This is a genomic window from Vogesella sp. XCS3 (assembly GCF_020616155.1).
In the GTDB taxonomy this organism is placed as follows: domain Bacteria; phylum Pseudomonadota; class Gammaproteobacteria; order Burkholderiales; family Chromobacteriaceae; genus Vogesella.
The window spans coordinates 936,987-958,887 of the sequence record NZ_CP085530.1; the positions used below are offsets into that span (position 1 = coordinate 936,987).

Sequence of the window (21,901 nt, forward strand, 5' to 3'; positions counted from 1 at the left end):
TCTGGATAAGTGTTTTGCTGGCGGTAAGCCTTTCCTGCTTTGTCTTATTTTGGTGGTAGCCATCAGTTTACAAAACCCGCTTCGGCGGGTTTTTTCTCGACGGCCATTGCAATCACTACGTTACTTGCGTACACTTTTGTTATGAAAGCAGTTTTTGTTGAGCTACCACCCTTCGCCCGCTACAGGCCGGACTATCTGGATGATGCAGCCTATCGTGGCTTGCAGCAGCTGCTACTCAAACAGCCAGATGCCGGCGATGTCATCCAGGGTACAGGCGGATTGCGTAAGCTGCGCTATGCAGACGCTAAGCGCAGCAAAGGCAAGCGCGGCGGTCTGCGGGTGATTTACTACTGGTGGGTGAGCGGCGATCAATGTTGGCTGTTTACCCTTTACGACAAAGACGAGGCAGCCGATCTGTCCAGTGACGAGCGTAAGGCACTGAAACAGATGCTGGAGCGCGAACTGCAACACAGGAGTGCCAAGCCATGAAACGTAACCTTTTTGCCGAACTGACCGAAGGCTTTGATGCCCTGGCCGCTGAGCGCGAGGGCAAAATGACGCTGCGTAACCATGCAATCGAACGTCAGCCTGCACCAGAGGTAACTGCGCAAGATGTGGCAGCACTGCGCGAGCGCCTGCATATGTCGCGGCCAGTGTTTGCACGGATTCTGCGCACCAACGAACGCACACTGGAGAACTGGGAGCAGGGCCGAGCCAAGCCCAATGCCCAGGCGGCCCTGCTTATCAGATTGGTGGCGCAGTATCCTGACACTGTAGAGCGCTTGGCTGCGGTCTAGGCCTCGCTTCTAGCAAGTCACCTTTGCTTACAAAACCCGCCTCGGCGGGTTTTTTGTTGACCGCGCACCCCGCGGCGACCATCCAGCAACTCACCCCCTGCCAGCCTCAAACCCTCCACATTTAACAGTAAATGCTTTAACTAAAGCATTGAAAATGCATGGCTTCTTTTAGGCTATCTTTCGAATTAACTTGATCATTTAGCAAGTGTGCTTGATGGTACATATACGTAGAACTACGTATAGTGCCGCCCGTGGCTGAACTAAAAGACAGGCTGCGCCAGCTTCTGTCCAAGAAGCGGTGCACGCACAAGGAAATAGCACTGGAATGTGGGGTAAGTACCCAGGCTGTAAGCGGCTGGCTTGCAGGCACACAGCCTAAACCAAGGCATCTTGCAAGCTTGGCGGCATACTTGGGTGTGACGACGGACTACTTGGTAAGCGGGGATGGCACGCTAGGCCGGAAGCTGCAGATTGAAGCCCTGATGGCCGAGTTGCCGACCTTGGACGACGACGACATTAAGTTACTTGTCATGACGGCTCGGCGACTAAACAAACGCCGTACTTGATGCGCTTGATTTTTGTAGGTAGTTCTACGCTGTCACGTATGCAAATTGGTAATTAATCTGCAATCCTCTTAAGCGAAACAGATAGGACTGCAAGTGCCAGACGTGAACACCACCCAGGCCGCACCAAGAAGGGCACGCCTGATCATTGAGCTTATGGACGATGGCTCAGTAAAAATTCAAAGGGAGGGCGATAGCTGCCTGTTGTGGCGCTATCTGGCTGCGGCCTTGTCGCAACCAGAACCCAGGGCAGCCTAACTACCCTTCCCTTCCTTGAGCTTCATCACAACGGCCAGCAGCTGCAATACGGCATCGTCCCCCTTTGCCAGCAGCTGCTCGGCTGCCTCTTCAGGCGACTTCGCCACCAGGTAGTACTGCTCCCCGGCTACCGGCTCTACACCGGCTTCTTTCTTGCCCTTGCCACTCACTAGCCACTCCTCCCGCACGCCGAGCGCCTTGGCGATCGGGACGATAAGTGTCGTGCCCTTGCTTCGGCCTTGCTCAATCGAACTAATGGTAGATGGTGCAACACCTGCCCGCTTGGCAAGGTCGCTTTGGCTCATGCGCCTTTCTTCTCTGGAGGCGCGTACTCGGTCGGCTAGGGAAATCATCCCGCGAGTGTGCGGGATAACGCCAATACGGTGATGCTGGCAAGCCAGCAAAACGACGCAGGAACAAAAAAGCGACCTAGTGGCCGCTTATCTTGTCTTTGTTCGCGAGGAGTAGCTGGATGATCTTGGCAATATCCTCGTTGCCCTTTTCCGACAGCTTGGCCGCTAGGTCTTCAGGGCTGGATGCGTAGATATAGCTTGCCTCGGGGGAGTCGCCACTGACAGGGCCCGTGTCCCTACCTGTCTGCAACCACTCCGGCGACACCCGCAAAGCTTTAGAGGCCATCAAGAGGTTATCGCCATCAATCCCCGCAGTGGGGTTGTTCATCCATTTATAAACGGCAGTACGCGACACACCAATCTGAACGGAAAGCCAGTTCGCGGTGTGTTTTTTGCCCGTAGCTTCAGTCAGGTCGTCTAAGGCCTTCTGAATACGATTTCCAAGTGTGCTCATGTTAACCAAGGTTAGCGCATTATTAGCAAACCTTGGGTTGCATGGAGTGTCAACTATAGTTATCATCTGCGTATGAAAACTGAAACCTTGATCAAATTCTTCGGTGGCGGTTGTGGATCTCAGGCGCGCATAGCGAAAGCGCTAGGCATATCCAGAGCCGCTGTTTCCAAGTGGGGCGATACCGTCCCGCCAGGTAGCGCATACGCCCTGTGCCGCATGTATCCAGATCTTGATGCCATGGACAAGAAAGAGTGGCAGCAGCAGCACGATCTGAAGACTACACCCAAGGCCGCCTGACCTCCACGCAACACTGAAAGGACGTTTACATGTCGAACCCCAAAACCTTAGACGGCAAAGCCCGTCACCGCGACGTATTCGGTCTGATCCAGATGCAGGCGCGTGAGAAAGGCGGCCTGTCTGAAGTCGCGCGCCAGCTGGGCAAGGACGAGCGGACCTTTGCCACCAAGTTCAACCCGAACAACGGCGACCACCAGCCAACGGCCATCGAGCTGCTGGACGTGATCGAGCTGCTGGGCCTGGACTTTGCCGTGAACGCGATCGCTTTGAAGGTTGGCCGCATTGCCGTAGAGCAGGCCACTGTTGAAATCAGCCCGCGTGAGCTGGTGGAGCATGTGCGTCTGATGATGGCGCAGTTTGGGCTCACCATTCATACGTCGGCTAGCAGCCTTGCCGATCAACGCCTGGACTCCGAAGAGCGCAAAACCATTGCTCAGCAGCTGGATAGCTTGATTCCGCTGCTAATTGCTGTGCGCGAAGCCGCGAGGACTTGATGCCATGAGCGCTGCCCGCAAAGTGGTAGACCTGGCCGCCTATCGCACGCCAGCCCCTGCCCCAGAAAAGAAACCCAGCATGCAGGACGGATTCCTTGCCATCCCTAACGAGCTGATGGACGCGCTATTGGCCGCAGACCTGACTGGTCGCCAGCTGAAACTGGCGCTGGCCATCGTGCGCAAGACCATTGGTTACGGCAAGGTAGAAGACGATTGCACCATCAGCCAGCTGGCTGAGGTGGCCGGCCTGCATCGCCCGAATGCCAGTAAAGCCCTGCAGCAGCTGCTGGACATGAATGTGGTATCTGCCCGTAAGGGTCGCCATGGTCAGCTGGTGTCGGTTAATGCTCCAAGCAGCTGGAATCTTGACCCTGTTCAAAACGATACGCCTACCGATACGAACGTATCAAAACAATACGCTGAACCGTATCAAAACGAGACACACAATAGACAATACCAAAACACAAGTACTACTCCCCCTGTATCCCCCTCCGGTGATCAGCCATCTGCTGCTGACATACCGGCCAAGCCGAAGCGTGCACCCCGTGCCAAATCCGCCAAGGTGACCTTTGCCCAGTGGCGCGACACAGCCAAGGCATCCGGCGAGAAGCTGATCCCTGAAAACGACCCCGTGTTCGAATACGCCGCCGATGCAGGCATCAGCATCGAATTCCTGCAGCTGGCCTGGGTGGAGTTCCGTGAGGCGTACAAAGACAACGGCAAGCAATACGCCGACTGGCGTGCCGTGTTCCGTACCTGCGTGCGCCGCAACTGGTACCGGCTGTGGTTCCTGAAGCCTGACGGCACATGCGAGCTCACCACTGCTGGTGTGCAGGCCATGAACGCCGCAGAAGCCCGCAAAAAGCAGGAGGCGAAGTGATGCGCGCCGAAAACGAATTCATCCAGCTGCACAGCCAGGAGGCCGAGCAATCGGTACTGGGCGGCCTGATGCTGGACAACCTCGCCTGGGACAAGGTGAGCGATACCCTGGTACCGGAACAGTTTTTCGACCGTGCCCACCAGCTGATTGCCCGTGCCCTGTTCGCCATGCTGTCCGATGGCAAGCCCGCCGACGCGGTGACCATGGCCGCGGTACTGCAAGCCCATGGCCACGCTGACACCGTGGGCGGGCTGGAATACCTGGTATCGCTGGTACAGAACACCCCGTCTGCGGCCAACATCCGCCGTTACGCCGATATCGTCGTGGAGAAGGCCGTAGCCCGTAGCGCCATCCACATCACTGCCGAGATGGTGGAGCAGCTGCAGACACCGAAGGGCGTAAAAGCCGCCGAGCTGGTAGACCGTACTGCCGGTGCGCTGGAAATGTTGACCGCCGACAAGGGTGCCGAGGAAAAGACCCTGGACGCCACGGAGCTGGCCAAGCGCTGTATCGCCAACATCGACCGCCGCTACTCCATGCCCGAAGGCCAGATGGACGGCATGCCGACAGGCTGGGCTGACCTCGATGCTCGCCTGATGGGTTTGCAGCCCGGCGACCTGGTCATCATTGCCGGCCGCCCAGGCATGGGTAAGACCGTGATGGCCATGAACATCGCGGAGCATGTATCCCGCTTTGTGGGTCCGGTATTCGTGTTCAGCCAGGAAATGAGCGAAACCCAGCTGGGTGACCGCCAGATTGCTAGCCTGGCCGGTATCTCGCTGGACACCATCCGTAGCGGCAGGCTTGAAGACGACGACTGGCAGCGCATGACCTACTACGCCAGCCTGGTGCAGGATCTGCGCATGTACATCGACTTCCGCGCCGCCCTGTCGCCCGAGCAGGTACGCAACAAGAGCCGCCAGCTGTCCCGCCGACACGGGCGCCCTTCCCTGATCGTGATCGACTACCTGCAGCTGATGCGTGGCCCGAACCATGGCAACGGCGAGAACCGCAACCATGAAATGGGCTACATCACCGGTGCCACGAAGGCGCTGGCCAAGGAAATGGGCTGCCCTGTGATCTTGCTGAGCCAGCTTTCCCGCAACGTAGAGCAGCGCGCCAACAAGCGCCCGCTGATGGCTGACCTGCGCGACTCCGGCTCTATCGAGCAAGACGCCGATATCGTGCTGTTTCCGTACCGCGACGAGTACTACAACCCCGACAGCGCGGACGCTGGCACCGTGGAAGTGGGTATCGGCAAGTTCCGCCAGGGTGAACCCAAACCAGTGCGCCTGGGCTGGCAAGGCCAGTATGCCCGCATGACCAACCTGCAAGCCGGCTGGCGGCCAACGCCCACCGCCCCAAGCCGCCCCCAGCGTGGAGGGTTTGACGAATGAGCAGCACATCCCGCCCCAGCAAGATCGTGCCACGCCCCGGCGATACGCCTGGCACTGGCCGCCGTGATGACTACCGCCAAAACAGCGACTGGTTGGCCGCAGTGGGCATGATTGAGCAGTGTGTACTGTGTGGCAGCGCTGACGCTGTCCAGGTAGCGCACCGGAACGAAGGCAAGGGTCTGGCCTTGAAAGCCCCTGATGCCCTGACCGCCTCGCTGTGCATCCACTGCCACCACGAAATCGACAACGGCCGCAGCCACTCGCTGGAATACCGCCGCAACGCCATGAACCGCGCCATCGTGCAGACGCTTGAGCGCCTGGCCCTGGCGGGTGTGGTGGTGATCGACAAGAAACGACTGAGAGAACTGGTATGAGCAACGTCATTAAATTTTCTGTTCCAGGCTCACCGGTAGGCAAAGGCCGCCCGAAGGTCTCCAGTAGCGGCGGCAAGTTTGCCCGCATGTACACGCCTGAGAAAACCGTCAGCTACGAAACGCTGGTGGCTTTGGCCGCACAGCAGGCCATGGAAGGTCGCCCGCTGCTGAGTGGCCCTGTGAATGTGCGTATGGCGATCTTGCTGCCGGTACCGGCCAGCTGGTCTAAGCGTAAGCAAGCAGCGGCCCTGGCCGGCCTGGTGTACCCGACCAAGAAGCCAGACGCGGATAACGTGGTGAAAGCCATCTTCGACGGTATCAACGGTGTGGTGTGGAACGACGACGTGCAGGTATGCGGCCTGAACATGACCAAGCGCTATGCGTGCACGCCTGGTGTTGAAGTGCTGGTGTCGCCCATCGACGGCGCGCTGTTCGCTGCCTGATCACGAAGACCAAGGGGGAAATCATGATCGAACCAGCAGCAGCACTGAAACACTGGGGAGCCTGGGCGGTAGACACCGGCAACTGGCGCCGCACCTGCGCAGGCATCGAAAAGCGCTGGGTGAACGACCCGAGCCGGTATGTGTACCCGGATGATATGGAGAAGCGGTTCCGCTTCAAGTACGATCAGCGTACTGGCGAGGCGGTCGAAGTGCTGGTGAATACCATGCACGACCAGGAAAAGCTGGTGTTGAGGGCAAAGCACATCTACTGCTCGCACATGGAAGACGAGAAGATCGCCAGCAGCCTGGGCATGTCGCCCAGTGCATTCGACACGGTTCTGTGTGCGGCCACCGTTCGCTTTGGCCGGATCTGGCGCGAAATGAACCGGAGTGCAGCATGAAGAAGCCAAGGGGCAATGGCTTGGCCGCTAAGCTAGGCGAGGTTCTGGCAGATGCGCCACGCCCGATGTTCCTGGGCGAGCTGGAAGCCGCGCTCGACTTCCAGTTCGAAAAGGCCGAGATCATGAGCGTGCTGGTGAAGCTGCAGGCGCAGGGCAAGGTGGAAAGCGCCCTGCGTGAGCGTGAAGGGCCAGGGCCGAGGGTGGCTAAGGCTTATGCGTTGCTCTCGGCCGATGGGTTGCAGATGAAATTATGCTGATCTCAATGGCAAATCGGCGGGATTTAATTCTCTAGCGATTGACTTGAATATAGAAACTCCCAGTAGTGTCAGGTCATCTCTATCGTTAATGATCCCGACGCTACGCAGTCCGGTAAAAGCACCTCCGTTGATATTTACATTGGGATGCATCCCAGCGGCCCGAGTTTCTGCTGCCAATTGAGCAAATAAAGTCATTAGTTCCTTAGGGTCTGATCGAATAACCTTGTCTGCTCCAAGGTAGGAGACGATGTCACCTACAATTGCTCTTCGACCAGGCGACAGCTCCCCATTTGCGTTGCTGAGAAACTTCCAGTACGGCTCCTCGGCTTTGCTGAGTAGACGTGATAGCTGCTGACGCTCAGCATCCAACAGTGCCACGTGCTGCGATACCGCAACAAGTTGATTTACCAAATCCTGTTGCTGATCGGATGACTCTGGATTTGCAAGCTTTTTCTTAAGTTCGTCAATTTCTGCGATCAGCGGTTCTTTTTCTTTCTCCGCTTCTTGTAACTCCTTTTCGAGGAGAGCTGTGCGCTTCTCGATCCGATTCATGAGTACGTCAGGTGCGTCATCTGCGGAAGCTTTGATCTTGCTCTCAAGAAAGCTTAGCTGCTGCCGCAGTGTCTCAATGGTTGCATCTTTTGAGCTAACCAGTAGACGGTAAAGTGCGAATAGGCTCAGGATGAACGCGAGAATGCTTCCGATCTGCGTGTAAAATACCATTTGTATAGTCATGACAACTCCGTCAGAGTCCATTGTAAAACATCGTCCTTTGCAGGTATGCAAGGTAGTCCTTACGACTACACATTGCGCATATAATTTGCGCATTTTGAGCTTTTTACAAGCATTTTTAGCGTCAAAAGCATGCCGGTGACTCGCTTACTTTCCGCCGGCTGGTGTGGAGTCCCCTAACATAGAATGGCTTGTAAAACTGATTTCGGCATATATGCGAACAGCCCGACCACAACCCAATAAAACCAAGGGTCTGCTATATTGACGGCGTGGTGGTCGAGCTACGCCCACCGAACACAAGACACCCAACCCCGCACGGTTCGCCCTGCGGGGTTTTGCTTTTGGTACTCGCCATGTCCCGACTCAAGACGCTCAAGCCCACCCTGCAGGTGATGCGTGATGAGCGCGTGCCAACCATGCAGGCCGGTGGCTGGCGGACCAAGGGCATGACGGCGGCCCAGCGTGGCTACGACTACGACTGGCAGAAGGCCAGAAAGCAGTACCTGTCCGAGCACCCGCTGTGCGTACGCTGCGAGGCGAAAGGCCTGGTGGTTGCGGCCAACGTGGTCGATCACGTCATTGCCCACCGAGGTGACAAGCGACTGTTCTGGGACAGGGCCAACTGGCAGGCACTGTGCACGCCCTGCCATAGCGGCGACAAGCAGCGCGAGGAGAACGCAGCATGAGTATCAGTGTAAGCAGCGACCGGCAGAACCGTACTGTGCACCGGGCGCATGTTGACGAGAAAGAGCTTCATCGCCTTGTTCTGCATGCGGTGGCTGGTCAACTTGGCCTGGTGCCTGATGCGGCCAACCTCACGACGCGGGTGTTTTCCACTACCTACCAAGAAGGCAGCCTTGGCACGTCCAGGCCGCGCATTGAGGTTGAGATCATCGAAGCCCATGACGTAGAGCCGAAGGCCTGACCGTGCAGCAGCGGCCCGCTGTGGGTCGGCGCTGGGCATTCCCCAGGCGGTCAGCACCCCAGGGGGTGGTCCAAAGTCTGGGATACCCGGCCCTCTAGACCGCCCGTATTCCCACGCGCAGATTTTTTCCCCTCTGGAGGAAATTGTTAATGGCTTTAACAGGCAAGAAGAAGGCGTTTGCCGATGCCAAACTTGCCGGCAAATCCAATAAGGAAGCGGCTATCGCGGCTGGTTACAGCGAGAAAACGGCCGCCGCTGCGGGTGCCCGCCTTGTTAAAGACGTTAACATCGCGGCCTATATCGCTGCGGCCAAGGAAGCGCCAGGGAAGAAGGGTAAAGCTGACGATCAAGCCCCTACTTTCAACCTCAGCGAGGCGATGCAGCACAGCGACCCGATGGCATTCCTGAAGGCTGCGATGAACGACCTGAAGCTTGATCCGCGCATGCGGATTGATGCGGCCAAGGCCATGCTGCCGTACACGCACCGCAAGCTGGGTGAAGAAGGCAAGAAAGACGAAAGGCAGAAGGCAGCTGAGAACGCGGCAAAGGGTGGCAGCAAGTTTGCCCCGCCACCGCCGCCGCTCAGGCTAGTGGGGAAATGATATGGGTGCGCCAGAATGGACTACTGCGTGCCCAGACTGGGCTGCGCGGCTGATCAATCGCAAGTCGATCATTCCGCCGCCCATCTACCCGGACATGGCAGCCTACGCGCTGGAGATTTTCAAGGCGCTGAAAGTAGTCGACCTGCCAGGCCAGCCCACCTTCGGCGAGTGTAGCGATGAGTGGGTGTTCGACTTCGTTGCCGCTATCTTCGGCGCGTACGATGCCGAGACCGGCAGGCAGCTGATCCGCGAGTACTACCTGCTGATCTCCAAGAAGAACACGAAATCGACCATCGCCGCCGGCATCATGCTGACGGCGGTGATTCTGTGCTGGCGTAACGATGAGGAGCACCTGATCCTTGCGCCAACCAAAGAAGTAGCAGACAACAGCTTCAAGCCGGCCGCCGGCATGGTGCGGGCAGACCCTGAGCTGTCTGCCCTGTTCCACGTGCAGGATCACCTACGCACCATCACCCACCGGACCACAAAAGCGTCCATGAAGGTGGTAGCAGCCGATACTGACACCGTATCCGGCAAGAAGTCTGGCCGCATCCTGGTGGACGAGCACTGGCTGTTCGGCAAGAAGTCCGGCGCCGAGGCCATGTTCATCGAGGCATTGGGCGGCCAGATTTCCCGCGAAGAAGGCTGGGTAATCTTTCTGACCACACAAAGCGATGAACCACCCGCTGGTGTGTTCCGCGACAAGCTGCAGTACTTCCGCGACGTGCGGGACGGCAAGATTCATGACCCGAGATCGTTAGGCGTGCTCTATGAGTTCCCCGAGCAGATCCTGAAGGACAAGGGCTATCTGCTGCCCGAGAACTTCCACATCACCAACCCGAACCTGGGCCGGTCGGTTAGCAGTGAATGGCTGTCCGACCAGCTACGCAAGAACCAGCACAAGACTGATGGCACATTTCAACAGATTCTGGCCAAACACCTCAACGTAGAAATCGGCCTCGCCTTACGGATGGGCCGTTGGGCCGGTGCTGACTTCTGGCTGCAGCAAGGCCGACGAGGCCTGACGCTGGAGCAGATCATCAAGCGTAGCGAGGTCATCACCGCCGGCATAGACGGCGGCGGCCTGGATGACTTGCTGGGTCTGGCTATCGTTGGCCGCGATCGTGAGACGGGTGAATGGCTTGCCTGGATGCATGCATGGGCACACCCATCCGTACTGGAGCGCCGAAAGGAAATTGCCCCTGCCCTGCGCGACTTCGCCCGAGATGGCCATCTGACGCTGGTCAAGCGCATAGGCGAGGATGTGGAAGAGCTTGCTAGCTACATCGCCCAGGTTGAAGAAGACGATTTATTAGACAAAGCGGGGCTCGATCCGGCTGGGATTGGCACGATTCTGGATGCGCTGGTTGCTGCGGGTGTACCGCAGGACAAAATCATCGGTATCAGCCAGGGCTGGAAATTGGGTGGTGCCATCAAGACTGCTGAGCGCAAGCTGGCTGAAGAAGTGCTGGTGCACGATGCCAGCCCGATGATGGCCTGGTGTGTCGGTAACGCCATGGTGGAGCCGAAAGGCAACGCCATCCTGATCACCAAGCAAGCCAGCGGCTCAGCCAAGATTGACCCGCTGATGGCCCTATTCAACGCCGTGCAACTGATGGCACTCGGCCCTGCTGCCCGTGGCCCATCCGTGTACGAATCCCGCGGTATCCGTTTTATCTAAGGCCTCCCCATGAACTGGCTAAGAAATCTATTTGGTGGCGCACCATCGGCCACCGCCGAGCAGTCGCGCCCTGCATCCGAGGTGCGAGCAGAAGCCGGCGCCAGCCTGACCTTCACCGGCCTGGACGACCCGCGGCTACTTGAGTTTATACGCTCAGGCTTGGGCGGCATGAGCCTGCAAGGTGCCAACAGCCTGCGCAATATGGCGGTCTTGCGGTGCGTGTCTCTGATTTCCAACGGCATCGGCATGCTGCCGGTCAATTTGATGGAGTACGGCGATAGTAAGACCGTCGTGGATAAGCACCCTGCGCATCGACTCATCAAGCGGAAGCCGAACGACTGGCTAACGCCGATTGAACTGAAATCCCTGCTGCAACTGCATGCCCTGCTCCACGGCAACGGATATGCCCGAATTATCTGGGCTGGGGAGCGCCCCATTAGGATGATTCCGCTAAATCCGCTGCACACCTCGCCGAAGCTAACCAGCGAATGGCGCATGACCTACGAAACGCGGCTGGATAACGGGAACGTCATCACCCTGCCAGCCAGGGAGGTATTCCACCTGCGCGATCTGTCGCTTGATGGCATCAAGGGCTTGGCCAGATCTGAGCTGGCCAACGAGGCGATCCAGCTGGCACTGAATGCGGAAAAAGCAGCAAGCCGGGTATTCAAAACGGGCGTCATGGCAACTGGCGCAATCGAAGTGCCGAATGCGCTTTCCGATACGGCGTATAGCCGCATGAAGCAGTCGCTGCAGGATAACTACGGCGGCGCCGAGAATGCCGGCAGCTGGATGGTGCTGGAAGAAAATGCCAAGGCCAATCGTTTCTCCAGTACGGCATCTGAAGCTCAGCAAATCGAAAACCGTAACCACCAAATCGAAGAGGTGGCCCGGCTTTACGGCGTGCCGCGCCCACTGCTCATGATGGACGACACAAGCTGGGGTAGTGGCGTGGAACAGCTTGCCATCTTCTTCGTGCAGTACACGCTTGCCCCATGGTTTGTTGCGTGGGAACAGGCGCTGGCGCGGGTATTCCTGACCGACAAAGAGCTGGATCAGGTGTACTTCAAATTCAATGAACGCGCCCTGCTTCGCGGCACGCTGAAAGACCAAGCGGATTTCTTTACGAAGGCGCTCGGCGCCGGCGGCCACGGCCCTTGGATGTCGCAGAACGAGGTGCGTGGCCTGTCTGAAATGCCGCGCTCTGCTGATCCAGCAGCCGATCAACTGCGCAACCCAATGACACAAAAGGACAACAGCAATGTGCCTGATAAAGCTGCCTGAAATCCGCGCAGATATTCAACTGGGTGACATCCAATTCGATATGCGCCCAGATGCATTAGAGCGCTGGGACCCTGGTGTAGTAGCAGCCGACAGTACGGATAAGTCGATTTCTATCTATGGCCGCATCGGAAAGACAGACGACGGCACTGGCATCACGGCAAACCGTATTGGCGCTGCACTGCGTGTGATTGGCAAGCAGGACATCGTGGTGAACGTGAACTCGCCTGGCGGTGACTTCTTTGAGGGGGTGGCCATTTACAACCTGCTCCGAGAGCACCAGGCCAGGGTGACGATACGCGTGCTTGGTGTGGCAGCGTCGGCCGCTTCGGTTATTGCCATGGCCGGCGACGAGATTCTGATGGGCGATAGCTCGCACATCATGATTCACAACGCCTGGGCCGTCGCAGTGGGTAACCGGCACGACTTCACCGAGGCCGCCGACCGCTTGGCGGTATTCGATGCGGCCATGGCCAAGGTGTATGCGGAACGCTCCGGCGCCAATGCTGAAGAGGTAGCCGCAATGATGGACAAGGAGACCTGGATCACCGCTGAGGCTGCTGTTGCCAACGGCTTCGCTACCGGCCTGCTTCCATCGTCATCGCTTTCCCATACCGAAGCATCGTGCGGCCAACAAAAGGCCATGGCCATTGTGGAAGCTGCAATGGCAAAAGCCGGCCACACCCGTGCAGGCCGCCGCGAAGTTCTCAAGACCCTTTTTTCTGGCAAGCCGAGCGCTGCCGAAGCTGCCATGCCGCGCGCTGGCGAAGAAGTAGCCCTGCTTCAATCCCTGACTAATTCTTTGAGAGTGTGAACCCATGAACAAACAAATTCCCCGTGGCCTGCTGGCCGTACGTGCCGAGGGCACCCCAGAAGTCAAAGCAGCAGTAGAGGCGCTGCAAAAGAGCTTCTCTGATTTCCGCGCCGAACACACCCGCCAGCTGGAAGACATGCGCAAAGGCCTGCCGACTGGCGACCAAGCCGGCAAGGTAGAGCGCATCAACGCAGACGTCGATCGTCTGCAAAAGGAGCTGGAAGACCTGCACGTCAAGATGGCAGCGAATGCTGGTGCTAGCGCTGATGGTGGTAAGCGCGATCCGGAATACTCGGCCGCCTTCATGGCCTATATGAAGAAAAACGAAGCTCAGGCCGCCCTGAACAAGGGCTCCGATACTGACGGCGGCTTCCTGACACCTACCGAGTGGGACCGTACCATCGGCAGCAAGCTGAAGCTGGTATCCCCGATGCGCTCTCTTTGCCAAGTCCAAACGATTTCGACCAATGCGTTCTCCAAGCTGTTCAGCATCGGCGCGGCGAATAGTGGCTGGGTGGGTGAAGCAGCAGCACGTCCCAACACTGGCAATGGCCAGTTCCAGCAACTGAAGTTCGAAACCGGCGAAATCTACGCCAACCCTTCGGCCACTCAGCAAATCCTGGACGATGCCGAGATTGACCTGGAAGTGTGGCTTGCCGGTGAGGTTCAAGACGAGTTCGCCAAGCAGGAGAACATTGCGTTCCTGGCTGGCGACGGCTCGAACAAACCTTTCGGTCTGCTGACCTATGTTGCCGGCAATGCCAACGCCGCCAAACACCCGTACGGCGCCATTGCAAAGGTGGCCAGCGGTTCGGCGGGCGGCATTGTCGCAGACAGCATCATCAGCCTGATCTACGACCTGCCGTCTGCCTTTGCGGCCAACGCGTCGTTCATCATGAACCGCAAGACCCAATCGGTCATCCGCAAGCTGAAAGATGGCCAGGGCAACTACCTGTGGCAACCATCCTACGCGGCCGGTGTGCCGGCTACGCTGGGCGGTTATGCCATCACTGAAGTTCCGGACATGCCTGACGTTGCCGCCAATGCCCTGCCTATCATGTTCGGTGACTACAAACAGGGCTACCTGATTGTCGACCGCATCGGCATCCGTGTTTTGCGCGACAACCTGACCAACAAGCCGTATGTCAGCTTCTACACCACCAAGCGTGTCGGTGGCGGCCTGCTGAATCCAGAACCGCTGCGTGCGCTGCAGATTGCCGCGTAAACGGACGTAGAGACTAACCAGGGCGGCTTCGGCCGCCCTTTCTCATGGAGGCGAACATGCCCAAGTACTTCAGCAAACCTTTCCGTGGCGTAAAGAACCAGGAAATCTACCCGACCGAATTTCAGGCTGGTGAAGAATGCCCGCCCGAGCTGGAAGAAGCTGCCAGTGAGCTCGGCGTACTGACCGGCAAGAAAACCACTGGCCGCCAGCAGGCAGGCGAAGCAGTAGAGCAATCGCAGAACGAGGGTGAATAATCATGCAGCTCATCAGCCTCGATATTGCCAGGCAGCACTGCCGTGTTGAGCAGGACGAGACCGATGAGCTGATGACGATTTACCTTGGCGCCGCAGAACAATCTGCCATCGACTATCTGGGGCGCCAGGTATTTGCCACTCAGCAAGACCTCGATACGGCCAAAACGGCAGGCACAGCGGGAGAGAATCCCATCGTGGTGAACTACGCCATTCGTGCAGCGATATTGCTGACGCTTGGCCACCTATATATGAACCGAGAGGACGTGGCGGTGGGTGTCTCGGCGGTAGAAATGCCGCGCGGCGCGCGTGATCTGCTGCGGCCGCATCGCATACCGCCGGGGGTGTAAATGCGCGCAGGTCAGCTTAAGCACAGAATCACCCTGCTCACGTACACGACTACCGGCCGTGACAGCATGGGTCAGCCCATCAAGGGCTGGTCAGAAAATCCCCCGATCTGGGCGAACGTGCGCTTCATCAGTGGGCGCGAGTTCGTGCGGGCCGACAAAGAGACGGCGGAGGCTACCGCGAGCATCCGCATCCGTTCGCGTGCGGTGACCACGGACATGTGCGTGCGCTACAAGGGCGTGCTGTACGACATCCGTGCCGTATTGCCAGCGGCCAGTGGCGACTTCATCGACTTGGCTGTAGCTGAAGTGAAGGCCGCGCCATGACCAAAGCCACAGTTGGCCGCGACGCCATCGGGATTGGCTTCGATGACTCGGCGATTGTGCGCGGGTTGCATGAGTTGGCAGACAAAGTGCGCGGCGAGGTGATGATCGCCGGAGCCGCAGCTGCCGCACGGGTGCTGGCTGATGAAATGAAACAGCAGGTTCCCGAGAAATCAGGTCGCCTGCGCGACTCAATTTACCGCTACTACGATGAGAAGCGCTCGGCAGCCGGGCGCCAGATTTACCTGATAGGCGTGAACAAGCGGCTGGCGCCGCACTGGCACCACATCGAATACGGGCACTGGCGGTACAACAAGATCGTCAACGGCCGCCCAATGAAGGCCAAGACCAAGCCCAACGCCAAGAACAAGACGCTCGGCGTGCTTGATCCGGCAATCTACGACCTGCCCGGCGCACTGTCGCGGCCGGTGTGGGTACCGGCCAAGCCGTACATACGGCCGGCGTACGATGCCAAGATCAACCCCGCTCTGCAGGCCGCACTGGCGCGCATGCGGGACAAAATGGAAGGGAAAGACTGATGCAGGAAGAACTGATGGTGGCACAGCTGTCACCGCTGGTGGCCGGCCAGGTATACCCGGACACGGCGCCATCAGATGTCGCACCGCCCTACCTCATCTGGCAGCAGGTCGGCGGCCAACCTATCCAGTTTCTGGGGGGTGTCGGCAGCACCACCCGCCCGCGCATTCAGCTCACCTGGTGGGCTGTTAGCCGGCTGGCAGCCTGCCAGCTGCGCGACCAGATTCAAGCCGCCATGGTCGATACACCGCTGTTCGCCGAAATCGCCACCGGCCCCGTTGCTGATCATGAGCCGGTGCAGGGTTTGTACGGGTTCCGGCAGGATTTTTACCTGGCAGTGCCCTGACCGACACGGCCAACGTTTACAGCACCAACCAGCCCGCCGCGCGCGGGCTTTTTCATTTTTAGGAGACGCCCATGTCTTTCTCCCTCCCAGATGGCAGCCGCGTACAAGTGGCCAGCCTCTATGCAGCATCCAAGCCGATCACCGCGATCAGCAATGCCTCGCCTGCGGTGGCAACCTCTGCCGCACACGGCCTGTCTGCCGGTGACTATCTGGAGCTGACCGCTACCTGGCCGAAGCTTACCGACCGCATCGTCAAGGTGGGTGCCGCCCCTGCTACCGACACCTTCAAACTGGAAGGTATCGACAGCACCAAGACCACGATTTATCCGGTCGGTGTCACCGGTAGCTTCCGCAAAATCTCGGCATGGCAGGACGTGCCCCAAGTGCTGACTGTCGATACCTCTGGTGGTGAAACCAAATTCGTCACGGTGCAGTTCCTGGAAGATGAAGATGAAAAGCAGGCGCCTGGAGGCAAATCTGCAGCAGCAATCAAACTGACCATGGCCGATGACCCGAGCCAGCCTTACTACGCCACCTTGCGTGCGGCAGATGAGGCCAAAGAACCAATCGCTCTGCGCATCATCCTGCCTGCTGGCCGTGGTGAGCTGCTCTACAACTGCCTCGTGTCTTTCAACGACTCGCCAAAGCTCGGCAAAGGCAGCGTGATGACGGTAGAGGCAAGCATGCCGCTTAAAGCCAAATTCACCCGCTACTAACCCACCGCCCCGCCGCTGGCGGGGTGCAATCTGGAGTTCAACATGGCCCGCAAACTGGTCCTGATTCCCGCCCCCACCTTCCGTGCGGTGGTAGCCATTCCGCAGCCAGAAGGTGAACCGGCCAAAGTGGAAATGGTGTTCAAGCACCGCAACAAAGACGAGCTGAAAGCGCTGGCCGAACAGCTTGGCAGCAAAGACGACGTGGCGCTGGTCAAGGAGATGGCCAGCGGCTGGGACCTGGCTGACGACTTCAACGAAGCCAATATCAAGCGCCTGGTCAGCGAGCACCATCAAGCTGCCGTTTCGATCTGGAATACCTACTTCGAAAAACTGACCGGCCTGCGCCTGGGAAACTGAGAGAGGCCGCCCGCGCCCTGTTCGAGCCTGAAGCAGATGTCAGCAAGCTGGATGCGTTCGGCCTGACGGCAGATGACGTTGCAGCCGCACCGGTAGAGGTTTGGCCGGACGTTTGGCCCGCCGTGTTGCTACTGCGGCGGCTGCGTACCCAGTGGCGGGTTGGGATGGGCGGAGCGGTCGGCCTCGACTACAGCGTGATGTACTGGATGATGGACCGCATGGAGCTGGACAAGGACGCCTACGACCAGCTGGAAGCAGACATCCAGGTGATGGAAGACGAAGTGCTGGCTATGCTGGCGGAGGGAAAAGAGTAAAGCCGCCCGTGGGCGGCTTCTTCATGCCAGTGCTCGACTGCTGGCCGAGCCACTCAGGCCATATGGCCTGCATGGTCTTCGATGGCATCTGCCACCCACTCGTTCAGGCTCTTGCCTTGCGCAGCTGCAGACATGGCAGCAACAGCATGCAGCGCGGAAGCAATGCGCACATTGAATTTGCCTGAATACGACCGGTAGGGCTCAATGCCTTTTTCCTGACACATATCGAGATAAACGCGAAGCGATACTTCGCCCTCTGCTTTGAGACCGGCCACATCTGCGGCATAGAAATCGGCGCCGCCGGTCAGGCCGAGAAACTCGCCGCGAAACATCTCGATCTCGGGATCGTAAGACACCGTAGCCTTCTGGCCGTTGATGATCATGATGTTGTTCATGGTTTAACTCCGTTTTCCTCTAACCACTTACGAATAGATGCTACTGCAGCCTTGTCCGTCTCTGGTGACGGATGCGGGCGATGAAACACGCGCACCTGGCTAAATAGGGTAACACCCACCCTGGACCCCTCGCGCTCTTCTATCCCGGCGCCCAGCTCAACGAAGAGCGCTTCGATATCTTTCCAGCGTATTGTGCCGCTGACGGGGCGACTGTAAATCTGCTCTAGGGTGGCTTGGTGTTTGCGTTTCATTTGTTTATGGTACTAAAAAACAGTACCAAAGCAAAGGATTTTTGTTGCAAAAGACGCATGGCGCAAGAAGACGCACGCGATGAAAAAAGAGTAAAGCCGCCCGTGGGCGGCTTCTTAACAATCCGGTTTAAAGAAGGTTGGCATTCGTGTACCCTTCCGTCATTTCCAAGCAATGATGGAGGGGTTTATGCGTGTTTTTTTTGCGGTTGCTATTGCAGTCATCGCGCTGCAATCTGGCTGCGCTCAGGTGCATTACCGCTATCCAGAGCAGACAGCAAGCTATGGCCAGTCACCTAGCAATATCGAACAGCAGATCAAAGATCGAATGCAGGGCTTCTTGAAAGACCCATACAGTGCACAGTACAGAATCCTCAGTGCGCCCAAAAAGGCCTACTACAATGCTGCCGACGGTGGTATTCAGTGGACCGGATATGCAGTGAAATTCTCTGTGAATGCAAAGAATAGCTACGGCGCCTATGTGGGAGAGAAGTTATACGTCGCCATTTTTAATGACGGAGCGCTTGGGAACATACAGGATCCTGCACGCATGGAATGGATTGATGGTAGTTTTACCAACAGACCCATCAATTACATGGAATAGGCCAATAGCCGTTACATAGCCCCGCACTTGCGGGGCTTTTTCTTTTGGGGAAAAGCATGACTGATACGACCATCGGCAAGGGTGTTGTAGAGGTCGAAATGCGTGACACTGGCGTGGAAGCGGGTGTTGCGCGTATCGAGAAGTCCCTGGATACCTTGGGCGTTCGCGCCAAGGCAGCAGGCCAGACAGCTGCTGATGGCGTTGGCCAGATTCCCGCCAGTACCGAGAGCGCGGAAAAACGCATCGAGGCATCAACGCGAAGCATCGCTAACGCTATTCAGCGCCAAATCGCCATGCTGGAGGCTGGCAATAAGACTACGTCCGAGTACTACACTCTGCTGGCGCAGCAGCGCGGTGTTGATCCTTCTCGCTTGAAGCCCTATCTGGAGCAGCTAGACCAAGTCAATTCGCGCCAGCGGCAATCTGGGATAACAGCCGGCGAGATGAGCAATGCCATGCGCACCCTGCCCGCACAATTCACCGACATTGCCACCAGCCTGGCCGGCGGCCAAAACCCGATGCTGGTGTTTATTCAGCAAGGCGGACAGATCAAGGACATGTTCGGCGGGACGGGTGCTGCAGCCAAGGCCATGGGTCAGTACATCATGGGGTTGGTCAATCCCTTCACTATCGCCGCTGCCGCTGCGGCGGTTCTCTCATATAGCTTGTACGCGGGCAGCCGTGAGTCTAGGGCCTTCGCCGACGCCCTGATCATGACAAACAATGCGGCAGGTGCCACCGCAGATCAGCTGGAGACTATGGCGGCTCGGATGGACGAGCTAGACGGTACGCGAGCCGCTTCTGCGGAGGCGATTACCGCCCTCGTCGCCACGGGCAAGGTATCCGCTGACAACCTGGAGAAATTTGCAGTAGCCACGATGAAGTGGTCCGCCGTTACCGGTGAAGCGGTGGCCGATGTGGTCGGCAAGTTCGAGCAGCTTGGTAAAGACCCAGTTGGCGCATCACTCAAGCTAGATGAAAGCCTGCGCCACCTGACGGCAAGCACTTACGAGCAGGTTAAAGCCTTGATCGATCAAGGCCGGGAAACGGATGCGGCCAACCTGGCGCAGCTGACGTTCTTCGACACGCTGTCCAGTCGCACGGGGGAAATGGAAGCCAACCTAGGAATCATCGAACGAAGCTGGATAGCCATTAAGCAGAAGATCAACGAGGCTGGCGATGCACTGCTAGATTTCGGACGAAAACAGACCTACCAAGACCAGCTTGATGCCATTGATCGAAAGCTGAAAAGCGGCTTTTACGGCGGTACCCGACGTGACGGAATGGAGCTGACCGAAGGAGATCGGGCGGCGCTGATTCAAGAGCGCAAAGCCATTGAGTTGGCAATGAGCCTGGACCGTAAGACCGCTACCGTGCAAGGGGAAAACGAGGCAAATCGCCGCGCTGGCCTTAATGCCCAGATGCAGTTCAACAAACTGCTGGAGTCAGGTGCTAGCAAGGCGCAGAAAATGGCCAAGGAATTGGCCGAGGTCGATCGCTGGGCAAAAGCGCTAGCTGCCGATGGAAAGCCCTTGTCTGATGCACAGATAGCACAGGCGAAGAGCATCGTCGCCAAGAAATATGAGGAGAAGCCCAAGCAAGCCCGCACCGGGCTTTCTGCTGGTGACGGCGCCCTGGCTAGCATTGAGGCCGACATTGCCGCACGCCGCCGCGAGATCGACCTTTTTTTCTCGGAGGACTCTGCCGTTCGTCAACTGACAGCGACTCAAGAGAAATTGCTGGAAGTGCAGGAGCGACTGAGGAAGGCAAAAACCGATGCTCAGCGTGCACCTCTTCTACAGCAAGAAATAAAACTACAAGAGCTGAAAGAAGTGGAGGCGCAGCTTACGGCTCTTGATGAGCTAAAGGCAGCTACCGATGATTGGCAAAACTCGCAAGCCGAATACACGGCACAGCTGGTCCAGGATGCCGCAACAAGAAACGCATCAATACGGACAGAGTCTGAATCGATACGAGAGCAAATCATTATCCTGGGCATGAGCGCTGGACAGATTGCCCAGAGGAAGGTGGCGTTGGCAGAGGAGGCGCTTAGCAAGGCTGAGGCCGCAGGAGAGAGTGAGTTGTACCTGGAGCAATTGCGCGGAGAAGTGCGGCTGCGCAAGGCTGTTGTGGGCGATACGGAGGACCTAGAGAAAGCACGCCGTGACCCAGCAAAAGCGCTAAACAGTGCCATTGAGGACTATGCCCGCCGCGCCACCGATGGCGCTGCGGCCATTCAATCGGTTTTTGGCGTTATCACCAAGGGCATGGAAGACAACTTGACCAAGTTCTTCATGACCGGCAAGGCAGGCTGGAAGGACTTTGCCAACTCGGTGGTGGAGCAGATCGTACGCATCCAAATACAGAAGGCCATTGCAGGTGGGCTGGACGCATTCAAAACCACTGACATCAGCAAAACAATCAGCAGTTTCTTCGCTAGCGCCAATGGCAATGCATTTGCTGGCGGCCAACCGCTGACGGCCTTCGCCACCGGCGGCGCATTCACCAACACGATAGCGACCGCCCCTACCGTCGCGCCCATGGCGCTGTTTGGTGAAGCGGGACCGGAGGCCATCATGCCGCTGGCTCGGGACAGCTCAGGCCGGCTAGGTGTGCGCTCCAGTAGCGAAGGCACGCAGGCAGTGGCCGTATCGGTCAATGTAACCAATGCATCCAGCCAACCGGTGAACGCCACTGCCAGCCAGCCCAAATGGGATGGCAAGCAATGGGTGATTGGTGTGATGCTGGAAGATGTGAAGCGAGGCGGCCCTGTATCGACCGCCTTCGAAAACGCCTATCGACTTAGGCGCGGGTAGTTGTAGTTCTGCCCTCTTTTTCAGGATGCGCCATGACAATGCCCTCACTACCAACTTACGTCCGTATCGGCCAGGCCGACTTCGAAGAGGTCATCGACTACGGTCTGAAGCGTACCGACACCGACGGCGGCCTGCCCAAGCAGCGGCCAACCCGCAGCACGCCCATCGTGACGCGTAGCTGCAGCCTGCTGATCGACGGCCAGGCAAACCGCGATGCCTTCGACACTTGGTTCGGCCAGGCACTAGCCGGTGGCAGTGCGTGGTTCACCCTGCCGATACGTGGCAGGACCGTGCGTGCCCGCTTTACCGAGAAGCTGCGCTGGAAGCCGCAAGGCAGGCCGGATTTGTGGTCAACGCCGGCCACCCTCGAAACCATCGGATAGCCCCGCCCAGTGCGGGGCTTCTGCTTTTCTGGAGC

The 21,901-nt window shown here is 58.0% G+C and carries 34 protein-coding genes; 29 read left to right on the forward strand and 5 right to left on the reverse strand.

Annotated elements, in window-relative coordinates:
- Positions 1–39: 39 nt before the first annotated feature.
- From LCH97_RS18840 to LCH97_RS18845, 3 genes are all read left to right on the forward strand, one after another.
- The gene (locus tag LCH97_RS18840; RefSeq protein WP_370630720.1) at positions 40–489 is read left to right on the forward strand and encodes a toxin; all 450 of its coding nucleotides are present in this window, start codon (positions 40–42) and stop codon (positions 487–489) included.
- Positions 486–797, forward strand: a complete 312-nt coding sequence (locus LCH97_RS04345) for a DNA-binding transcriptional regulator (RefSeq protein WP_227303570.1) — start codon at positions 486–488, stop codon at positions 795–797. The genes LCH97_RS18840 and LCH97_RS04345 overlap by 4 nt, the downstream gene beginning before the upstream one ends.
- 251 nt (positions 798–1,048) lie before the next feature.
- Positions 1,049–1,363, forward strand: a complete 315-nt coding sequence (locus LCH97_RS18845) for a helix-turn-helix transcriptional regulator (protein WP_227303571.1) — start codon at positions 1,049–1,051, stop codon at positions 1,361–1,363.
- Between the two features lie 251 nt (positions 1,364–1,614).
- Here the strand turns inward: LCH97_RS18845 and LCH97_RS04355 are convergent, their stop codons facing one another.
- Positions 1,615–1,923, reverse strand: coding sequence for a helix-turn-helix domain-containing protein (locus LCH97_RS04355; RefSeq protein ID WP_255619274.1), 309 nt, complete (start codon positions 1,921–1,923; stop codon positions 1,615–1,617).
- Positions 1,924–2,047: 124 nt separating this feature from the next.
- Positions 2,048–2,425 carry a helix-turn-helix domain-containing protein gene (locus LCH97_RS04360; protein ID WP_227303573.1) on the reverse strand — a complete coding sequence of 126 codons (378 nt, stop codon included), beginning with the start codon at positions 2,423–2,425 and terminating at the stop codon, positions 2,048–2,050.
- Positions 2,426–2,497: 72 nt separating this feature from the next.
- Between LCH97_RS04360 and LCH97_RS04365 the strand changes: the two genes are divergently transcribed.
- From LCH97_RS04365 to LCH97_RS04400, 8 genes are read left to right on the forward strand one after another with little or no spacing between them, the layout of a single operon-like run.
- On the forward strand, positions 2,498–2,722 hold the full coding sequence (locus LCH97_RS04365; RefSeq protein WP_227303574.1) for a Cro/CI family transcriptional regulator: 225 nt from the start codon (positions 2,498–2,500) through the stop codon (positions 2,720–2,722).
- A gap of 29 nt (positions 2,723–2,751) precedes the next feature.
- Complete coding sequence (locus LCH97_RS04370) at positions 2,752–3,216, forward strand: phage regulatory CII family protein (RefSeq protein ID WP_227303575.1); 465 nt, start codon at positions 2,752–2,754, stop codon at positions 3,214–3,216.
- Between the two features lie 4 nt (positions 3,217–3,220).
- On the forward strand, positions 3,221–4,096 hold the full coding sequence (locus tag LCH97_RS04375) for a replication protein (protein WP_227303576.1): 876 nt from the start codon (positions 3,221–3,223) through the stop codon (positions 4,094–4,096).
- Positions 4,096–5,493, forward strand: a complete 1,398-nt coding sequence (gene dnaB, locus LCH97_RS04380) for a replicative DNA helicase (protein WP_227303577.1) — start codon at positions 4,096–4,098, stop codon at positions 5,491–5,493. Before LCH97_RS04375 ends, dnaB begins: the two co-directional genes overlap by 1 nt.
- Positions 5,490–5,867: a hypothetical protein gene (locus LCH97_RS04385; RefSeq protein WP_227303578.1), complete on the forward strand. Its 378-nt coding sequence runs from the start codon at positions 5,490–5,492 to the stop codon at positions 5,865–5,867. Before dnaB ends, LCH97_RS04385 begins: the two co-directional genes overlap by 4 nt.
- Positions 5,864–6,310 (forward strand): RusA family crossover junction endodeoxyribonuclease, encoded by a 447-nt coding sequence (locus tag LCH97_RS04390; protein ID WP_227303579.1) that lies wholly within the window; start codon positions 5,864–5,866, stop codon positions 6,308–6,310. The genes LCH97_RS04385 and LCH97_RS04390 overlap by 4 nt, the downstream gene beginning before the upstream one ends.
- Positions 6,311–6,333: 23 nt before the next feature.
- A complete protein-coding gene (locus tag LCH97_RS04395; protein WP_227303580.1) occupies positions 6,334–6,711 on the forward strand; it encodes a hypothetical protein in 378 nt (125 codons plus the stop codon).
- Positions 6,708–6,968 carry a hypothetical protein gene (locus LCH97_RS04400; RefSeq protein WP_227303581.1) on the forward strand — a complete coding sequence of 87 codons (261 nt, stop codon included), beginning with the start codon at positions 6,708–6,710 and terminating at the stop codon, positions 6,966–6,968. Before LCH97_RS04395 ends, LCH97_RS04400 begins: the two co-directional genes overlap by 4 nt.
- Here the strand turns inward: LCH97_RS04400 and LCH97_RS04405 are convergent.
- Positions 6,960–7,703 (reverse strand): hypothetical protein, encoded by a 744-nt coding sequence (locus tag LCH97_RS04405; protein WP_227303582.1) that lies wholly within the window; start codon positions 7,701–7,703, stop codon positions 6,960–6,962. The genes LCH97_RS04400 and LCH97_RS04405 overlap by 9 nt on opposite strands.
- 350 nt (positions 7,704–8,053) lie before the next feature.
- On the opposite strand from LCH97_RS04405, the gene LCH97_RS04410 reads away from it, so the two are divergent.
- The 15 genes from LCH97_RS04410 (at position 8,054) to LCH97_RS04480 (ending at position 17,420) form a co-directional block, all read left to right on the forward strand.
- Positions 8,054–8,386 carry an HNH endonuclease gene (locus tag LCH97_RS04410; protein WP_227303584.1) on the forward strand — a complete coding sequence of 111 codons (333 nt, stop codon included), beginning with the start codon at positions 8,054–8,056 and terminating at the stop codon, positions 8,384–8,386.
- Complete coding sequence (locus LCH97_RS04415) at positions 8,383–8,625, forward strand: hypothetical protein (RefSeq protein ID WP_227303585.1); 243 nt, start codon at positions 8,383–8,385, stop codon at positions 8,623–8,625. The genes LCH97_RS04410 and LCH97_RS04415 overlap by 4 nt, the downstream gene beginning before the upstream one ends.
- A gap of 149 nt (positions 8,626–8,774) precedes the next feature.
- Positions 8,775–9,227 carry a terminase small subunit gene (locus LCH97_RS04420; protein ID WP_227303586.1) on the forward strand — a complete coding sequence of 151 codons (453 nt, stop codon included), beginning with the start codon at positions 8,775–8,777 and terminating at the stop codon, positions 9,225–9,227.
- A gap of 1 nt (position 9,228) precedes the next feature.
- On the forward strand, positions 9,229–10,908 hold the full coding sequence (locus tag LCH97_RS04425) for a terminase large subunit (RefSeq protein WP_227303587.1): 1,680 nt from the start codon (positions 9,229–9,231) through the stop codon (positions 10,906–10,908).
- A gap of 9 nt (positions 10,909–10,917) precedes the next feature.
- On the forward strand, positions 10,918–12,192 hold the full coding sequence (locus LCH97_RS04430; protein ID WP_227303588.1) for a phage portal protein: 1,275 nt from the start codon (positions 10,918–10,920) through the stop codon (positions 12,190–12,192).
- On the forward strand, positions 12,170–13,003 hold the full coding sequence (locus LCH97_RS04435; protein ID WP_227303589.1) for a head maturation protease, ClpP-related: 834 nt from the start codon (positions 12,170–12,172) through the stop codon (positions 13,001–13,003). The genes LCH97_RS04430 and LCH97_RS04435 overlap by 23 nt, the downstream gene beginning before the upstream one ends.
- Positions 13,004–13,007: 4 nt before the next feature.
- Entirely contained in the window at positions 13,008–14,228 is a 1,221-nt protein-coding gene (locus LCH97_RS04440) for a phage major capsid protein (protein WP_227303590.1), read from the forward strand.
- Between the two features lie 56 nt (positions 14,229–14,284).
- A complete protein-coding gene (locus LCH97_RS04445) occupies positions 14,285–14,482 on the forward strand; it encodes a hypothetical protein (protein ID WP_227303591.1) in 198 nt (65 codons plus the stop codon).
- 2 nt (positions 14,483–14,484) lie between these two features.
- Positions 14,485–14,829 carry a head-tail connector protein gene (locus LCH97_RS04450; protein WP_227303592.1) on the forward strand — a complete coding sequence of 115 codons (345 nt, stop codon included), beginning with the start codon at positions 14,485–14,487 and terminating at the stop codon, positions 14,827–14,829.
- A 66-nt stretch (positions 14,830–14,895) separates the two neighbouring features.
- Positions 14,896–15,153, forward strand: a complete 258-nt coding sequence (locus LCH97_RS04455) for a phage head closure protein (RefSeq protein ID WP_255619276.1) — start codon at positions 14,896–14,898, stop codon at positions 15,151–15,153.
- Positions 15,150–15,689 (forward strand): HK97 gp10 family phage protein, encoded by a 540-nt coding sequence (locus LCH97_RS04460; RefSeq protein WP_227303594.1) that lies wholly within the window; start codon positions 15,150–15,152, stop codon positions 15,687–15,689. The genes LCH97_RS04455 and LCH97_RS04460 overlap by 4 nt, the downstream gene beginning before the upstream one ends.
- On the forward strand, positions 15,689–16,033 hold the full coding sequence (locus tag LCH97_RS04465) for a DUF3168 domain-containing protein (RefSeq protein ID WP_227303595.1): 345 nt from the start codon (positions 15,689–15,691) through the stop codon (positions 16,031–16,033). Before LCH97_RS04460 ends, LCH97_RS04465 begins: the two co-directional genes overlap by 1 nt.
- A 71-nt stretch (positions 16,034–16,104) precedes the next feature.
- The gene (locus LCH97_RS04470) at positions 16,105–16,749 is read left to right on the forward strand and encodes a phage tail protein (RefSeq protein WP_227303597.1); all 645 of its coding nucleotides are present in this window, start codon (positions 16,105–16,107) and stop codon (positions 16,747–16,749) included.
- Positions 16,750–16,791: 42 nt separating this feature from the next.
- Positions 16,792–17,106, forward strand: coding sequence for a phage tail assembly chaperone (locus LCH97_RS04475; RefSeq protein ID WP_227303599.1), 315 nt, complete (start codon positions 16,792–16,794; stop codon positions 17,104–17,106).
- 62 nt (positions 17,107–17,168) lie between these two features.
- Entirely contained in the window at positions 17,169–17,420 is a 252-nt protein-coding gene (locus LCH97_RS04480; protein ID WP_227305262.1) for a DUF1799 domain-containing protein, read from the forward strand.
- Between the two features lie 53 nt (positions 17,421–17,473).
- Here the strand turns inward: LCH97_RS04480 and LCH97_RS04485 are convergent, their stop codons facing one another.
- Both LCH97_RS04485 and LCH97_RS04490 read right to left on the reverse strand, forming a co-directional pair.
- Positions 17,474–17,815, reverse strand: a complete 342-nt coding sequence (locus LCH97_RS04485) for a type II toxin-antitoxin system HicB family antitoxin (protein WP_227303600.1) — start codon at positions 17,813–17,815, stop codon at positions 17,474–17,476.
- Positions 17,812–18,066 (reverse strand): type II toxin-antitoxin system HicA family toxin, encoded by a 255-nt coding sequence (locus tag LCH97_RS04490; protein ID WP_227303601.1) that lies wholly within the window; start codon positions 18,064–18,066, stop codon positions 17,812–17,814. Before LCH97_RS04490 ends, LCH97_RS04485 begins: the two co-directional genes overlap by 4 nt.
- Positions 18,067–18,253: 187 nt before the next feature.
- On the opposite strand from LCH97_RS04490, the gene LCH97_RS04495 reads away from it, so the two are divergent.
- Genes LCH97_RS04495 through LCH97_RS04505 form a run of 3 tightly spaced genes read left to right on the forward strand, consistent with a single transcriptional unit; the run spans position 18,254 to position 21,866 of the window.
- Entirely contained in the window at positions 18,254–18,667 is a 414-nt protein-coding gene (locus tag LCH97_RS04495; RefSeq protein WP_227303602.1) for a hypothetical protein, read from the forward strand.
- A 56-nt stretch (positions 18,668–18,723) separates the two neighbouring features.
- Positions 18,724–21,483 carry a phage tail length tape measure family protein gene (locus LCH97_RS04500; RefSeq protein ID WP_227303603.1) on the forward strand — a complete coding sequence of 920 codons (2,760 nt, stop codon included), beginning with the start codon at positions 18,724–18,726 and terminating at the stop codon, positions 21,481–21,483.
- A gap of 32 nt (positions 21,484–21,515) precedes the next feature.
- Entirely contained in the window at positions 21,516–21,866 is a 351-nt protein-coding gene (locus LCH97_RS04505; protein ID WP_227303605.1) for a hypothetical protein, read from the forward strand.
- Positions 21,867–21,901 lie beyond the last annotated feature (35 nt).

Bases quoted from the DNA above. Each gene is read 5' to 3' on its own strand.
- LCH97_RS04345 (WP_227303570.1), top strand. From the start codon at position 486: ATGAAACGTAACCTTTTTGCCGAACTGACCGAAGGCTTTGATGCCCTG.
- LCH97_RS04355 (WP_255619274.1), bottom strand. From the start codon at position 1,923: ATGAGCCAAAGCGACCTTGCCAAGCGGGCAGGTGTTGCACCATCTACC.
- LCH97_RS04360 (WP_227303573.1), bottom strand. From the start codon at position 2,425: ATGAGCACACTTGGAAATCGTATTCAGAAGGCCTTAGACGACCTGACT.
- LCH97_RS04365 (WP_227303574.1), top strand. From the start codon at position 2,498: ATGAAAACTGAAACCTTGATCAAATTCTTCGGTGGCGGTTGTGGATCT.
- LCH97_RS04370 (WP_227303575.1), top strand. From the start codon at position 2,752: ATGTCGAACCCCAAAACCTTAGACGGCAAAGCCCGTCACCGCGACGTA.
- LCH97_RS04375 (WP_227303576.1), top strand. From the start codon at position 3,221: ATGAGCGCTGCCCGCAAAGTGGTAGACCTGGCCGCCTATCGCACGCCA.
- dnaB (WP_227303577.1), top strand. From the start codon at position 4,096: ATGCGCGCCGAAAACGAATTCATCCAGCTGCACAGCCAGGAGGCCGAG.
- LCH97_RS04385 (WP_227303578.1), top strand. From the start codon at position 5,490: ATGAGCAGCACATCCCGCCCCAGCAAGATCGTGCCACGCCCCGGCGAT.
- LCH97_RS04390 (WP_227303579.1), top strand. From the start codon at position 5,864: ATGAGCAACGTCATTAAATTTTCTGTTCCAGGCTCACCGGTAGGCAAA.
- LCH97_RS04395 (WP_227303580.1), top strand. From the start codon at position 6,334: ATGATCGAACCAGCAGCAGCACTGAAACACTGGGGAGCCTGGGCGGTA.
- LCH97_RS04400 (WP_227303581.1), top strand. From the start codon at position 6,708: ATGAAGAAGCCAAGGGGCAATGGCTTGGCCGCTAAGCTAGGCGAGGTT.
- LCH97_RS04405 (WP_227303582.1), bottom strand. From the start codon at position 7,703: ATGACTATACAAATGGTATTTTACACGCAGATCGGAAGCATTCTCGCG.
- LCH97_RS04410 (WP_227303584.1), top strand. From the start codon at position 8,054: ATGTCCCGACTCAAGACGCTCAAGCCCACCCTGCAGGTGATGCGTGAT.
- LCH97_RS04415 (WP_227303585.1), top strand. From the start codon at position 8,383: ATGAGTATCAGTGTAAGCAGCGACCGGCAGAACCGTACTGTGCACCGG.
- LCH97_RS04420 (WP_227303586.1), top strand. From the start codon at position 8,775: ATGGCTTTAACAGGCAAGAAGAAGGCGTTTGCCGATGCCAAACTTGCC.
- LCH97_RS04425 (WP_227303587.1), top strand. From the start codon at position 9,229: ATGGGTGCGCCAGAATGGACTACTGCGTGCCCAGACTGGGCTGCGCGG.
- LCH97_RS04430 (WP_227303588.1), top strand. From the start codon at position 10,918: ATGAACTGGCTAAGAAATCTATTTGGTGGCGCACCATCGGCCACCGCC.
- LCH97_RS04435 (WP_227303589.1), top strand. From the start codon at position 12,170: ATGTGCCTGATAAAGCTGCCTGAAATCCGCGCAGATATTCAACTGGGT.
- LCH97_RS04440 (WP_227303590.1), top strand. From the start codon at position 13,008: ATGAACAAACAAATTCCCCGTGGCCTGCTGGCCGTACGTGCCGAGGGC.
- LCH97_RS04445 (WP_227303591.1), top strand. From the start codon at position 14,285: ATGCCCAAGTACTTCAGCAAACCTTTCCGTGGCGTAAAGAACCAGGAA.
- LCH97_RS04450 (WP_227303592.1), top strand. From the start codon at position 14,485: ATGCAGCTCATCAGCCTCGATATTGCCAGGCAGCACTGCCGTGTTGAG.
- LCH97_RS04455 (WP_255619276.1), top strand. From the start codon at position 14,896: ATGGGTCAGCCCATCAAGGGCTGGTCAGAAAATCCCCCGATCTGGGCG.
- LCH97_RS04460 (WP_227303594.1), top strand. From the start codon at position 15,150: ATGACCAAAGCCACAGTTGGCCGCGACGCCATCGGGATTGGCTTCGAT.
- LCH97_RS04465 (WP_227303595.1), top strand. From the start codon at position 15,689: ATGCAGGAAGAACTGATGGTGGCACAGCTGTCACCGCTGGTGGCCGGC.
- LCH97_RS04470 (WP_227303597.1), top strand. From the start codon at position 16,105: ATGTCTTTCTCCCTCCCAGATGGCAGCCGCGTACAAGTGGCCAGCCTC.
- LCH97_RS04475 (WP_227303599.1), top strand. From the start codon at position 16,792: ATGGCCCGCAAACTGGTCCTGATTCCCGCCCCCACCTTCCGTGCGGTG.
- LCH97_RS04485 (WP_227303600.1), bottom strand. From the start codon at position 17,815: ATGAACAACATCATGATCATCAACGGCCAGAAGGCTACGGTGTCTTAC.
- LCH97_RS04490 (WP_227303601.1), bottom strand. From the start codon at position 18,066: ATGAAACGCAAACACCAAGCCACCCTAGAGCAGATTTACAGTCGCCCC.
- LCH97_RS04495 (WP_227303602.1), top strand. From the start codon at position 18,254: ATGCGTGTTTTTTTTGCGGTTGCTATTGCAGTCATCGCGCTGCAATCT.
- LCH97_RS04500 (WP_227303603.1), top strand. From the start codon at position 18,724: ATGACTGATACGACCATCGGCAAGGGTGTTGTAGAGGTCGAAATGCGT.
- LCH97_RS04505 (WP_227303605.1), top strand. From the start codon at position 21,516: ATGACAATGCCCTCACTACCAACTTACGTCCGTATCGGCCAGGCCGAC.